Origin of the sequence: Gracilibacillus pellucidus, assembly GCF_033949965.1 — a bacterium.
GTDB classification, from domain to species: domain Bacteria; phylum Bacillota; class Bacilli; order Bacillales; family Amphibacillaceae; genus Gracilibacillus; species Gracilibacillus pellucidus.
Genome location: NZ_JAWZSR010000005.1, coordinates 77,195 through 90,338 on the forward strand (window position 1 = coordinate 77,195; position 13,144 = coordinate 90,338).

13 protein-coding genes are annotated in these 13,144 nt (G+C 36.1%); 9 read left to right on the forward strand and 4 right to left on the reverse strand.

The genetic code is table 11. From position 1 onward, the window contains the following. Positions 1–24: 24 nt before the first annotated feature. Positions 25–1,068: a type 2 isopentenyl-diphosphate Delta-isomerase gene (gene fni, locus SH601_RS10340; protein WP_319958221.1), complete on the reverse strand. Its 1,044-nt coding sequence runs from the start codon at positions 1,066–1,068 to the stop codon at positions 25–27. A 136-nt stretch (positions 1,069–1,204) separates the two neighbouring features. Between fni and pepT the strand changes: the two genes are divergently transcribed. Continuing rightward, positions 1,205–2,446, forward strand: coding sequence for a peptidase T (gene pepT, locus SH601_RS10345; RefSeq protein ID WP_319958222.1), 1,242 nt, complete (start codon positions 1,205–1,207; stop codon positions 2,444–2,446). Between the two features lie 250 nt (positions 2,447–2,696). On the opposite strand, the gene SH601_RS10350 is transcribed toward pepT, so the two are convergent. Further along, on the reverse strand, positions 2,697–3,122 hold the full coding sequence (locus tag SH601_RS10350) for a hypothetical protein (protein ID WP_319958223.1): 426 nt from the start codon (positions 3,120–3,122) through the stop codon (positions 2,697–2,699). A 435-nt stretch (positions 3,123–3,557) separates the two neighbouring features. Between SH601_RS10350 and SH601_RS10355 the strand changes: the two genes are divergently transcribed. The 7 genes from SH601_RS10355 (at position 3,558) to SH601_RS10385 (ending at position 10,931) form a co-directional block, all read left to right on the forward strand. Then, positions 3,558–4,373: a TetR/AcrR family transcriptional regulator gene (locus tag SH601_RS10355; protein WP_319958224.1), complete on the forward strand. Its 816-nt coding sequence runs from the start codon at positions 3,558–3,560 to the stop codon at positions 4,371–4,373. Beyond that, a complete protein-coding gene (locus SH601_RS10360) occupies positions 4,374–5,837 on the forward strand; it encodes an MDR family MFS transporter (RefSeq protein ID WP_319958225.1) in 1,464 nt (487 codons plus the stop codon). A 154-nt stretch (positions 5,838–5,991) separates the two neighbouring features. Then, on the forward strand, positions 5,992–6,900 hold the full coding sequence (locus SH601_RS10365; protein WP_319958226.1) for a hypothetical protein: 909 nt from the start codon (positions 5,992–5,994) through the stop codon (positions 6,898–6,900). A gap of 12 nt (positions 6,901–6,912) precedes the next feature. Then, a complete protein-coding gene (locus tag SH601_RS10370) occupies positions 6,913–7,572 on the forward strand; it encodes a DUF4129 domain-containing protein (protein WP_319958227.1) in 660 nt (219 codons plus the stop codon). Beyond that, a complete protein-coding gene (locus SH601_RS10375; RefSeq protein ID WP_319958228.1) occupies positions 7,572–8,696 on the forward strand; it encodes a DUF4350 domain-containing protein in 1,125 nt (374 codons plus the stop codon). Before SH601_RS10370 ends, SH601_RS10375 begins: the two co-directional genes overlap by 1 nt. Then, the gene (locus SH601_RS10380; protein WP_319958229.1) at positions 8,693–9,622 is read left to right on the forward strand and encodes an AAA family ATPase; all 930 of its coding nucleotides are present in this window, start codon (positions 8,693–8,695) and stop codon (positions 9,620–9,622) included. The genes SH601_RS10375 and SH601_RS10380 overlap by 4 nt, the downstream gene beginning before the upstream one ends. Continuing rightward, complete coding sequence (locus SH601_RS10385; RefSeq protein ID WP_319958230.1) at positions 9,576–10,931, forward strand: DUF58 domain-containing protein; 1,356 nt, start codon at positions 9,576–9,578, stop codon at positions 10,929–10,931. Before SH601_RS10380 ends, SH601_RS10385 begins: the two co-directional genes overlap by 47 nt. Here SH601_RS10385 and SH601_RS10390 read toward each other — a convergent pair. Next, complete coding sequence (locus tag SH601_RS10390; RefSeq protein WP_319958231.1) at positions 10,923–11,882, reverse strand: stage II sporulation protein M; 960 nt, start codon at positions 11,880–11,882, stop codon at positions 10,923–10,925. The genes SH601_RS10385 and SH601_RS10390 overlap by 9 nt on opposite strands. Positions 11,883–12,070: 188 nt before the next feature. Between SH601_RS10390 and SH601_RS10395 the strand changes: the two genes are divergently transcribed. After that, the gene (locus tag SH601_RS10395; protein ID WP_319958232.1) at positions 12,071–12,859 is read left to right on the forward strand and encodes an RDD family protein; all 789 of its coding nucleotides are present in this window, start codon (positions 12,071–12,073) and stop codon (positions 12,857–12,859) included. 101 nt (positions 12,860–12,960) lie between these two features. Here SH601_RS10395 and SH601_RS10400 read toward each other — a convergent pair whose 3' ends face one another. Further along, positions 12,961–13,128: a hypothetical protein gene (locus SH601_RS10400; protein ID WP_319958233.1), complete on the reverse strand. Its 168-nt coding sequence runs from the start codon at positions 13,126–13,128 to the stop codon at positions 12,961–12,963. Between the last annotated feature and the right edge of the window lie 16 nt (positions 13,129–13,144).

Genomic DNA, 13,144 nt, shown 5'->3' on the forward strand with positions numbered 1-13,144 from the left:
ATACCCACCTGCACAAAGTTCTGCTTACAGGTAGGTATCTTTCGCTTGATATAACCGATTCGTTAATTGTAATTCTTCTATACTACTTACACCTATGCCGAACATAACCATTTTTAATTCCAGTTCCTTTACTTGCATCCATTCAATTGCTTTCTCTTCAGATTGTATAGCTTCTTTCAAAATAGACCTTGCAAACCCAACATAATCAGCAGATAGAGCAATTGCCTTCGCTGCATCAAGACCTGTCCGAATTCCTCCACTTGCTACAATCGTTTGTTGAGGGATCATATCCTTCATCTCTTGTAAACATTTTGCGGTAGGATTACCCCAACTGGAAAAAGCTTCTGCTGCTTGTTTTTTTAACGGTTCTTTTGAACGAAGCTTCTCCACTTGACTCCATGATGTACCTCCTGCCCCTGCGACATCAATAAACGAAGCGCCAATGTCTGTTAATCTTCTAGCAGTTTGACCATCGATCCCAAACCCGACTTCTTTCACTCCTACTGGAATCGATAAAGCATCGATCACCTTTTCCATTTTCGTTAATAAGTTACGGAAATTAGTATCTCCCCCACTTTGAATCACTTCTTGAATCGTATTAAGGTGAAATACTAATGCATCAGCATCTGTCCATTCAATAATTTGTTTGATTTGCTTAATTGTTACACCATAATTTAGTTGTACTGCTCCAATATTTGCTACAATCGGCGTATTCGGTGCATATTTTCTCACTTGGAATGAACTACGGAACTCATTGCTTTCTAGCATTACTCTCGTCGATCCTAATGCAAAAATCCAACCTTGTTCTTCTGCTGCTATAGCTAAATTGCGATTAATCATTTCTGCCATTTCTGCACCACCTGTCATCGAACTAATCACGAATGGCGACTTTACCGCTCGCCCAAAGAACGATGAACTACTATCTATTTCATCAAAGTCGATCTCCGGTAAAGCATTATGACGAAATTGAAACAAATCAAAACCATTGGTAACACCTTGACCTAAAGCTTCTTCTGTTAAACTTAATTCAATATGTTCACTTTTTCGTTTATGAATATTATCTGTCATCTGCTAGCCCCCTTTTCCTCTTTAGTCTCAGTATACATAAATTCTTGTTAAATCTCCTCTTACTATGCTTGTACACTTATTATGATATGATTAAGATAGATACTATACATAACTAATGTACTATGGAGGGATTTTAATGAAACAAAAGCTTATTGATCGTTTAAGTAAATATGCAAAAGTAGATACGCAATCCAGCGAGGATAGTCAAAGCTGTCCATCAACAGAAGGTCAATGGGATCTTGCCCACTTACTCATTGATGAACTAAAAGAAATCGGTATGCAAGATGTCGCTGTTGATGACCATGCATATGTGATGGCTACATTACCTAGCAACGTCGATAAAGACGTACCTGTTATCGGTTTTCTTGCCCATATGGATACCGCAACAGACTTTACAGGTGCAAATGTGAAACCACAAGTTGTAGAACAATATGATGGGAAAGATATTGTGTTAAATGAAGAGAAAAACATTGTTCTATCACCAAATGAATACCCATCCTTACATAATTATATCGGTCACACATTAATGACAACAGACGGTACTACATTACTAGGTGCAGATAATAAAGCTGGCATTGCAGAAATCATGACGGCATTAGAATATTTAATTAACAACCCTGATATTCCACATGGTACTATCCGCGTTGCCTTTACACCTGATGAAGAAATCGGACGTGGACCACATAAATTTGATGTAGATCGTTTTGGTGCACAGTTCGCCTATACAATTGATGGTGGGCCATTAGGAGAACTACAATACGAAAGCTTTAATGCTGCAGCAGCGAAAATTACCGTACAAGGAAATAATGTTCACCCAGGTACGGCAAAAGGTAAAATGATTCATGCAACGAAAATTGCCATGGATATTCATCAAGCATTACCGAAAGAGCAAGCACCTGAACATACAGAAGAATATGACGGGTTCTTCCATTTACTTTCGTTTAATGGAGATGTGGAAGAAGCGAAACTATATTATATTATTCGCGATCATAACCGTAATCAATTTGAGGAGAAAAAACAATTACTTACACAAATCGTAGAAAAAGCGCAAGCACAATACGGAAAAGAAAATGTTCGTCTAGATATGAAAGATCAATATTACAATATGGCGGAGAAAATTGAACCGGTAAAATATATTGTAGATATTGCCGCCGAAGCAATGAAGGATATGGAAGTGGATCCTATTATTCAACCAATTCGTGGTGGAACAGATGGTTCACAACTTTCTTACATGGGACTACCAACACCTAATGTTTTCACAGGTGGAGAAAACTTCCATGGCAAGTTCGAATACATCTCTGTTGATAATATGGTGAAGGCTACGGAAACAATTACAAAAATAGCAGAACGTTTTACAGAAGTAGATTCTAAGAAATAACTGTTCAAAAAGGTTTATACAACAATAGTAAAGAGGCTGGGACAAAATAGTAATTAGATAGGAAAAATCCGAACATCTAAGTATGATAATATATCGCTTCGGCAAAACACTTCGCTTTCACCCGCTGGGCACAAGTGCAACATCTACTCGAGCAAAGAGTGCTCTCGTAGTGTTTTCTTTGCCGCGGGAGTCTACGTATTTTGCCTACGCTTAGCATAGAATTGTTCGGATTTTCATTTTTCCTATTTAATTATGTCCCAGCCTCTTTATATATTAACTCAATTATATTTTTAGCGTGTTTAGAGTCAATAACAAGTGTATCGGGGTTGTCGCCAATATATTTTAATACAATTTCATTATTATCAGTTTTAGTTAAGTGCAATTCTCTATTAGTTTCATCGGATAAAGTGATTCTAAGATTATAATCATACTTGTTTAAATCATAATTTTTAGTTTCGGCTTGCTGAAATCCTTTCTTGAAAATATTAACGTCTTCTTTCTTTGTGTATTCTTTTTCGTAGTGTCCATTGTAAGAAGCTAACCCAATAAATTCGGCTAATTTTAATTCTTGAATATCACTGCTTTGTTGGGATAAAACTGATTTCTGATCTGTGGATTGACATCCACTTAACAGCATTATTGTACAAAACGTTAAGAAAATTATTCTTTTTTTCATATAAATCCACCTTTATTTGTTTGATTGAAATATTTTCTTTAATTAGATTTATTTTCAAGATATCATTTATTGGACAAAATAAAAAGGCACAAGGGATAGATAGTTTTTGTCCCTTGTGCCTTTTTGAACGGAGCAGAAGCTAATTCCCTTTTGCTTAAGTGGCAGCAATGAAGCAAAAGAAGATTCAATCCATTTTGGGTGTTAGTCCGTTTATCGTTTAAACGCAGTATTTGCGTATTTGTCAACGACTTGTAGTAGTAGCAGCATAAGGAACGGAAAGGCGTTGACAAATTGCACTAGCCCCGAACTCTTTTATTTCTGTAAAGCTTACGTAAATGTTCAAACAGATACATTGACACCGCCTCTAGTATTTAATAAAATTGCTCTCGTGACCAAAAAGTCATTATCATGACCACATAGTCAGAAGGTGAGTTAATGGATACGAAAGCACAGATTATGAATACGGCTTTACAGCTATTTTCCGACAATGGATATAACGAGACTTCCGTTCAACAAATCGCACAATTAGCAGGCATTTCTAAAGGTGGCTTTTACAATCACTTTTCTTCTAAACGTGAGTTAATGTTAGAAATGATTGACCAGCACCATGCTAAAATGACCCATCATTCACAGTGCATGGAAAAATCAAATCATCACCTAGCTACTTATATACAGTACGAGCTCGAAGAATGGTTAGAGCACGAAACCTTTATCCATGTGGTGTTTAATGAGTTTCATCCTAATAAAGACCCACAAATTACAAAGAAAATGGATGAGCTTCACATTACTTTAGTCAAGCAACATCGGGAAATTCTCTATCTATATTATGGAGAAAAAATACAACCTTATCTTACCGACATAGTGATTATACTAGAAGGTATGCTTAAAGAATATTTACTCTATAAATTCGTTCATCAAGCAGCATTTGATATAGAAAAGCTTAGCTTGTGGATATGTCATCATCTTGATAGCATCGTGGACAATTTAGACAAAATGGATCCTTTTCTACAAGACGAGACGAGCGATACAATAGAAGCTGTGTTGCAAAACATAAAAACTGCTATTGAACAAGATATTGTGAAAGGAAAAGATCAGCTTTTACAAGTATTTGAGCTACTTGATCAAGAGATAGCACAAAAAGCGTCCAATTCAATCCATGCTGAGGTGTATTTACATTATTTAAAAAAAGAAAAAACAATACAAACAGACGTCTTTAAATTAGAACGTCTCATTCAACAGGGGGGAAAATAAATGAATCAAACAATAGATTCAACCGAGATAAGAAGGATACCGATAGTTGCGGTTATGCTTGTTGGTGCCTTTGTCGGTTTACTAAATGAAACACTTCTAGCAACAGCTTTACCGAGTATTATGGCTGATTTCGGCATTGCTGAAAATAAAGTACAATGGTTAACAACTGCCTTTCTACTTACAAATGGTATCATGATACCTATTTCGGCCTTTTTAATTCAACGTTTTACAACAAGACAATTATTCATCACAGCATTGAGTATCTTCGGTCTCGGTACTTTCATTGCATCCATTTCTCATGCTTTTGAATTACTGTTAGTAGCTAGGGTTGTCCAAGCTGCTGGTTCTGGAGTTATGCTCCCATTAATGATGACCGTTATGTTACGAATATTCCCTGTCGAAAAACGCGGGGCTGCAATGGGGATGTCAGGGATTGTTATCTCTTTCGCTCCAGCAATTGGACCAACCCTTTCCGGATGGTTACTTGAGTTCACTTCTTGGCGAGGATTATTTTATGTTGTATTACCAATCGTCATTATTGCGATTATTACAGCTTGCATTTTTGTGAAAAATGTTACGGAACAAACATATCCTAAAATCGATATACTCTCTATCCTATTATCATCCTTTGGTTTTGGTGGCCTTTTATACGGATTCTCGAGTATTAGCGGAGGACATGGTGGCGAAGCTTCCACTAATATCAACGGAGCATCTATCGCGATCATTGTTATCGCAGCAATTATTTTAGCTGCATTTATTATTCGTCAATTAAAATTAAAAAACGCCATGTTAGAATTTCGTGTGTTTAAATATCCGATTTATTCATTATCGTTAGTACTTACGATGATTGTCCTTATGGCATTAATTGGTGCAGAAACAATGCTTCCATTGTATATGCAAAACACAAGAGGATTTAGTCCTTTAGAATCTGGTTTAATGTTGTTACCAGGAGCTATCGTGATGGGAATTATGTCACCTATAACAGGTATGCTTTTCGATAGACTTGGTGCGAAGTGGTTAGCGGTAACTGGTATGACTATTGTAACAGTGACTACTTTCCTCTTCACAAACTTAGATCTAGATACATCTTTTGTTTATTTATCTGTTATTTTTGCTATTCGTATGTTCGGACTTTCTTTAGTCATGATGCCGGTAATGACAGCAGGTTTAAATCAGTTGCCAATTGAATGGCATCCACACGGTACAGCAATGGCAAATACGATGCAACAAGTATCTGCATCAATCGGAACAGCTATCCTTATTTCCGTTATGACAACAACAGCGGCACATTACCAACCAGATCAAGAGGCGATTGCTGGTCTTTCAGAAGTAGACATACTTAATCAAGCATCGATTAGTGGGTATAATACCGCATTCTGGGTAGCTACTGCCTTATCTGCTATCGGTCTGATTATGACATTCTTCTTAAAGACAAAAGCACAAACAAATAACACAGCAAAATAACAACGTATTTTGCTAATCTCTTCTAAATAGTAGCACAGACCAAATAGTAGGTTTGTGCTACTATTTTTTCAAAAACCTTCTACTTCCTTCCTATTATATAGAAAATCATGTTAAAATAGGCAATATGCAATCATTAATAAGGAGGAACCTTTATATGAACGAAAAAATGAAACCGTTAGGATTTGGCGAAATTCTTGATCAAACTTTTCGTATTATAAAATCAAATTTCAAGCCACTATTCGCTATCACATTCTTTATTATGATTCCAATCTTTGCGCTACAAGCATTAATATTAAGTTTAACTGGACGAAATTTAGTTATAGGTGGCGAAGAACGTAATGATTTCTTTGAGCAAATTCTATCCAATACTGAGTCTATTACTGCTACAACAACCTTTCAGGATATGACAGATCTGCTATTAAATATGTTAGTTTGGATTGTTATCCCTGTTCTAGCCGGTGCTATTACTTGGGCGGTAAAATATGCTAGAGAAGATAAAAAAATTGAAGCAACAGACATGATAAAAAAAACATTCAAACGTTTTTGGCCATTACTTGGTAGTTCTATACTAATAGGAATAATCACATTCTTTCTTTTCATTCCCATTTTCATTGTCCTATTTATCGCTTTCATCGTTATCTTCGGCATGGATATAAATCCGGTTATTGGATTCTTCCTAGGAATGTTTTCTATCGTAGCTATTTTTATTTGTATCGGATTATTAGTAACAAGATGGAGCTTATACTTACCTGCTGTATTATTCGAAAAAGTCGCACCTGGCTTAGGAAAAAGCTGGCACCTAACAAAAAAACAAACATGGAAGTTTTTTGGACTGATAATAGTCCTTAGTATTATTTCTGGAATCATTAGCACTATTTTGGAAATTCCTTTAGTTTTCTTAGGTAATAGTGTGCTTTACCAACTATTATCCAATATCATCACATTAATCTCTTCCATTGTTTTCACTGTTGGTTATGCAGTGATGTATTTTGATGCAACTGTAAGACAAGAAGGATCAGACTTAAAAGAAATGATTAAAGACTACGATACACAAGGATCTTAAAGGAGCTAGGCTATGGCATCTTATCAAAAAGAACAAGAGCAACTGAATGATATTTTAAATGGCCAAGAATATCAAATCTATTACCAAGATAATAGAAGTCTATTAGAACGCCTATGGGACCGTTTTGTCGAATGGATTCAGAAAATATTGAATTATATTTTTGAATCCTTCAATCCCGCTTCTACAACGGGTAATATTATTACAATGCTTACTGCTGGGATCATTATTGCTATAGTATTAGCTACTATTATCGCAATAGTGATGATCACTATTCGGAAAAAACGCTTATCCAAACGCCAACTATTTAACCAGAGTGAAGAACTTAGTTGGAGCTACCGTGACCATTTACAAGCAGCACATGACTATGAGACAAAAGCTAATTATCGTTTGGCGACAAGACATCAGTTCTTAAGCTTACTTTTAGTAGTTGACGAACACGAGTGGTTAGAAGCTAGACAATGGAAAACAAACTGGGATTATTATGATGAATTAAAACAAACCAATAAAGCATTTGCAGAAGACTTTTATCAATTAGCACTTTTCTTTGAAAAAATAACCTATGGTAAACACCCTATTACGGTTGATGAATATCAATCTTATCAATCTGAGATCAATCGCTGGATTGAATCAATTGTAGAGCAAACTGCTACGAAAGAGACAGGTGAACGATAATGAATGGCAAAAAAATATGGATCATTGGTATGGTATTTTTCCTTCTACTTATCGGAGCCAGTATTTTTTCAACTAGTCAAACACCGAAGTCCTATCCTCCATATTTGGTTGAATCACCTGCACCTACTGGGTTAAAAGCGCTTTATACATATTTGGGTGAAAATGGATATGACGTAACAGAAGAAGACAGATTACCAGCTCTTTCTGATCAGGCATTACGAATATTAGTAAGTCCACCTGTTTTCACAGATAATCGAACAGAAGAACACTACCTTGATTATATTCGCCAAGGGAATACACTTGTACTGGCGAAGAATAATCCAGATGGACTCTTCTCCTTAAAAACAGATTATGTGATGCCAGAAACAGTTCCAGAGGAAGAGGTAAATACAGAAGCAGAATCACAAGAGCGTACACTCCATTTAATGAATAGAAATTCCGTTCGTCTGAGTCTAGAAACAGATGATCATATACTATTAGAAGATGAATATGGCGCACTTGCCATCGAAAGAGAGATTGGTAATGGGTCATTAATCGTACTAGTAGAACCAGATTGGTTAATGAACCAATACATTACCGAATACGATCATACGGAAGCTGTCTTTAATCTCATCCCATTTGAAAAGGCGAACAAAATTGTTTTCGATGAATATAGTGCCGATACTTCTCGTGGAACCTTATCACAATTTGAACTATACCCTGGCTGGGCCTATACATTACTTGTACAAGGACTAATGATCACGATTTTTATACTATGGTACCAAGGAAAACGATTTGGACCGATTTACCCAGTACGTGAGGAAACAGTTAGATTAAGCAATCAACGCTTAAAAGCAATCGCCATTTGGCAAACAAAAGGGAAAAATTATTATACGTCAGTGGAATATCAACTTGAATATTTAAAAGAAGCTATCCGTTCTCGTTACGGTATACCTTATCACCAAAGCTGGCAGAAACGATTAGTAACATTAGCAGAACATAATACACAGTTTTCCGCAAACGAATTAAGAAAGATTGCACAATCAATTGAAACCATTGGACAACGAAAAACGTTGAACAAGAGTGAGTATCTTTCCTTATCAACTACAATCGATAAAATTAGAGAAGAGGTGGAACAGCGATGACACAAACGATTACGTCATTATTAGAACAATATGAACAACGCATCCTTGGCCAACAGAAAAATTTACGTTTATTACTAACTGCTGCTTTAGCAGGAGGACATGTATTAATTGAAGGAGTTCCGGGAACAGGTAAAACGAAAATGGTAAAAACATTAGCTCAATTATTAGACAGTGAATATAAACGTGTCCAATTCACTCCGGATTTATTACCAAGTGATATTACTGGTAGTGCTATCTATAATATGAAAGAACAAGATTTCCAAACATTAAAAGGACCTATTTTCACGAATGTCCTATTAGCAGATGAGATTAATCGTACACCTGCTAAAACACAAGCAGCACTGTTAGAAGCTATGGAAGAAAAGCAAGTAACCATTCAAGGGGAAACCTATAAGTTACCTGATTTCTTCTTTGTTGCTGCTACACAAAATCCGATTGAATTTGAAGGTACGTATCCATTACCTGAGGCACAACAAGATAGATTCTTCTTTAAATTGTTAGTAGATTTTCCAACACTTGAAGAAGAAACAGATGTACTGCAAATGGTATTAGCAGAACAAGCAAGCGCGAAAGAACTCGACGCTATCTTCTCCAATGAAGCATTACTTGAGATACAACAAAAAGTTCAAGAAGTAACCATTAACAAGGATATTGCAGACTATATCATGAAAATTGTCCGTAAAACACGTGAGCTTGAACATATTCAGTATGGCGCAAGTACTCGTGCCGCTATCGCTATTGCAAAAACAGCTCAAAGCTGGGCTTTTTTAGATAATCGTGACTACGTAACGCCAGATGACGTAAAAACAGTAGCCATTCCTAGTTTACGTCATAGAGTTCAACTATCTCCATACGCGGAATTGGAAGGATCTGATATTGATGAAACGATTCAAGAGCTTGTGGGATCGATTGCTGTTCCGAGATAAAGGAATAGTCCCAACAAAGAAACTATTATCCTTTTACGCTTTATTTTTACTAGCTATTTTCATCCTATCACTTTGGCAATTTTCATGGCTTTTTCTACTCATTGCCACATTGCTTATCGTTAGTGTATTAGTGATAGATGCTTTTCTACTTCCTAATAAAGCAAATATTGAAGTAAAACGAGCCATGGAAAAGGAAATCGAACGATATGAAAAACAGAAAGTGGTCATTCACATTCAAAATCATATGAGTGCTCCTTTTATTGTTCGACTGAAGGATGAACTACCAGCATCCTTCAGCACTACTTTTCCTTCTAATATTGACGTTCCTAGTAATGGAAAAGTAGAAATACCTTATGAAATGCTTCCAGAATTAAGAGGGAATTATACGATCGATCGACTATTCCTTCGATTCCAAACAAAATGGGGACTTTGGGAGAAACAAATTACTTATTCCATCCCTAATGAAGTAAAAGTTATTCCTAACCTTTCTGAAACAAAGCGATATTTAGCAAGTGCGCAAAACTATTTGTTAACAGAAGGAATCAAAATTCGCAAAATGAAAAGTGGAGTCGGCGAATTCTCTAAAGTACGAGGGTATGTAGTTGGGGATGATCCTAGAAAAATAAATTGGAGACAATCTGCTAAATTACAAGAAATGATGACGAATGAATATGAACCAGAACACGGAAAAAATATCACCATACTCTTAGATTGCGGACGCATGATGGGTGTAGAATTAGAAGAAGGTAATCGATTAGAGAAGTCGATAGAGGCAGCCATAACCTTAGCTGCTGCTGCATTACAAAATGGGGATAATGTATCTGTCATCGCCTTTTCCAAAGAGATTAAACGAGTTATTCCTAACGGAAAAGGGTTAGACCACTTAAATACCATTTTACAAGGTGTTTATGACCTTCAAATTGATGCACAGGAATCAAATTATGCATTAGCATTGCAGCATGCCCAATCGATTCAACGTAAACGAAGTATGATCCTATTATTTAGTGATGTACAGACATTTGCTAATGAAGATTATCAACTCGCTTATTTAAAAAAACTTAGAAAAAAACATTTGTTTGTTACACTCGGCATCCAAGATCTCTTACTTCAGGAGCAAATAAAAATAAAGCCTAAAAATGTATTAACAACAATGGAAAAAGGGCTAGCACAGAAGCAATACTTGAACCAAAAACAAGTAATGAACAAATGGGAAAAGCATGGACTACCCATGCTGGAGGCTCCGGCAGAACGATTGGCAGTCACCTCTGTTTCCCATTATATCGATACATTAAATCGAGGATTAATCTAATCTATTTCGTCGTTTCAAAAGAAAATGGCCAATTATCATGTATGCAATAAGACCAAAAGCAGTCATAATCGCTACAACATATTTCATTTCTAATGAAATATTTGCAGGAGTAATAAATCCTTCGATGATACCAGCTATTACAAACAAAGGAATCGTTCCTAATAACAATTGAACCGATCTAATTGTTTGTTTCTTCAGTTGGTATCCTCTCGAATAATTACCAGGAACAAGTAGCTTGTAACCCATTAACAATCCTGCACCACCTGCAATAAAAATAGCTATTAATTCAACGACACCATGTGGAACAATATATGCCCAAAATACATATGTATCACCATAGTGCCAAAACAGACCAGCCATAGCACCGATTATAATACCGTTATAAATAAGTACATATACAGTCAATATTCCGAGGGTAATACCGCCTGCAAAGGCTAGCATCGCAACACGAATATTATTGAGCATAATCTCCGTCGACATTACTGGTGCATCCACACCAGCCGTCTCCTCTCCTAAAGAATCTAGATCAACACTTTGTGCTAATTCTTCTGAGAGGATACCATAAGCACTATTTGGATTATCAGCTACAGCAAAGAAACTTGCTACAGCACCGAAACAGAATAGTAGCAACGCAATAACTACTGCTTTCCATTGCTCAAGTAATAGACCTACAAACTTACCAGTAAAAAAATGGTAGGCTTGGCGCCATGAGGAATGCTTTGGTTGATAAAGCACATTATGTGCCTTGGCAACTAATTCATTCAAGTAATTCGTAACGTCCTCATTCGGAAAATAGGTTTGGCTATAAGATAATTGTCTAACTGCTCTTTGATATGTATGCTGGAATTGCTCGATCACTTCACTGTTTTTCTTTTTTGGTAATTGACCTATCAGCTGTTCAAGCTGATCCCAATCTTGACGGTGTTGTTTAATAAATTGATTCAGTTGCACATAATCACCTTTTTTACTAGGATTTTACTTTATTATAATAGATATAAAGGGTAATGAACAGTGCAGATAGCTATTTTTAACATTGTCTTTTCCACTTTATGAAACATTTTTCTTCACAAAATTAGCTGAAGGTGAGCATGTGGAATAAAAACACTATAAAAGCGGAATTATTTTGAAAGGAGTTTACTATGGAACAAGAACAATTACAGATTAAAACACCAGAATACGTCTCACTACAATTCCGATTAGCTGGTCTAGGATCACGAGCAGCCGCTCTGCTTATCGATAACATCATTTTATCAGTTGTTCAATTTCTCATTATCTTATCTTTAATACTCCCATTTAGCACAACTGATTTCTTATTCAGTCATTTTGACAGTATAGCTTTTGCGATTGTATTAATTTCTATCTTCGTACTTCAGTTTGGGTACTATATCTTTTTTGAATACTTTTGGGGCGGAAAAACACTCGGCAAAAAAATACTAGGTATTAGAGTAGTGCAGGAGAATGGTCATAATATTACGTTTTTATCTAGTATTATCCGAAACTTGCTAAGATTGATCGACATGTTACCAGGTGCCTATGCCCTTGGAATTCTGCTCGTCTTTGCACATCCAAAACATAAACGGTTAGGCGATTTAGCTGCTGGCACGATTGTTGTGCATGAAAGACGAAAAAAATCGTTTAAACCATCTGCGCTTGAGAAACATATCGCGAATCTCGGTCTACAAAAAGAAGAATTACCATTAGAAGCCTTCCATTTAAAACAGTTTAACCAAAAGGATTGGCAACTTCTAAAAACATATGCAGAACGTATTGTTGATATATCGCCTAATGAAAAAGCTACATTAACAGAGCAGGTTAGTAATATTCTGTTACCGAAGATTAGCACATTAATTGAAAGTAACACTAGAGGAAATGAAGCTAACTTATTGTTACTTTACTTACATCTCAAGGACGAATGGGAATTTTCTTAAAGTAAGCATTCAATCGGTAGTTTTCAAAGCGTAATAAAAGAAACCTCCTTCATGGAAGGAGGTTTTATATTTATCTAGTCCTATCATACGCAACTAGTTACTTATCTCATTTCTTTACCAGCAACAACTGTCTGTGCTTGTGCTTGCGGTGTTTCTAAATTCATTTCTACTTTTAGTTTTTTTCTGCGAGAAGAAATCTTCTCAACGGCAGATAAAACAAGAAAAGTGAGCAGAATAGTTAGAGAAACCATGTATAATGAAGTCACCATAGTCAACTATCCCCTT

Excerpts from the sequence above, each read along its gene's own strand:
- fni (WP_319958221.1), bottom strand. The coding sequence starts at position 1,068 with ATGACAGATAATATTCATAAACGAAAAAGTGAACATATTGAATTAAGT.
- pepT (WP_319958222.1), top strand. The coding sequence starts at position 1,205 with ATGAAACAAAAGCTTATTGATCGTTTAAGTAAATATGCAAAAGTAGAT.
- SH601_RS10350 (WP_319958223.1), bottom strand. The coding sequence starts at position 3,122 with ATGAAAAAAAGAATAATTTTCTTAACGTTTTGTACAATAATGCTGTTA.
- SH601_RS10355 (WP_319958224.1), top strand. The coding sequence starts at position 3,558 with ATGGATACGAAAGCACAGATTATGAATACGGCTTTACAGCTATTTTCC.
- SH601_RS10360 (WP_319958225.1), top strand. The coding sequence starts at position 4,374 with ATGAATCAAACAATAGATTCAACCGAGATAAGAAGGATACCGATAGTT.
- SH601_RS10365 (WP_319958226.1), top strand. The coding sequence starts at position 5,992 with ATGAACGAAAAAATGAAACCGTTAGGATTTGGCGAAATTCTTGATCAA.
- SH601_RS10370 (WP_319958227.1), top strand. The coding sequence starts at position 6,913 with ATGGCATCTTATCAAAAAGAACAAGAGCAACTGAATGATATTTTAAAT.
- SH601_RS10375 (WP_319958228.1), top strand. The coding sequence starts at position 7,572 with ATGAATGGCAAAAAAATATGGATCATTGGTATGGTATTTTTCCTTCTA.
- SH601_RS10380 (WP_319958229.1), top strand. The coding sequence starts at position 8,693 with ATGACACAAACGATTACGTCATTATTAGAACAATATGAACAACGCATC.
- SH601_RS10385 (WP_319958230.1), top strand. The coding sequence starts at position 9,576 with ATGAAACGATTCAAGAGCTTGTGGGATCGATTGCTGTTCCGAGATAAA.
- SH601_RS10395 (WP_319958232.1), top strand. The coding sequence starts at position 12,071 with ATGGAACAAGAACAATTACAGATTAAAACACCAGAATACGTCTCACTA.
- SH601_RS10400 (WP_319958233.1), bottom strand. The coding sequence starts at position 13,128 with ATGGTGACTTCATTATACATGGTTTCTCTAACTATTCTGCTCACTTTT.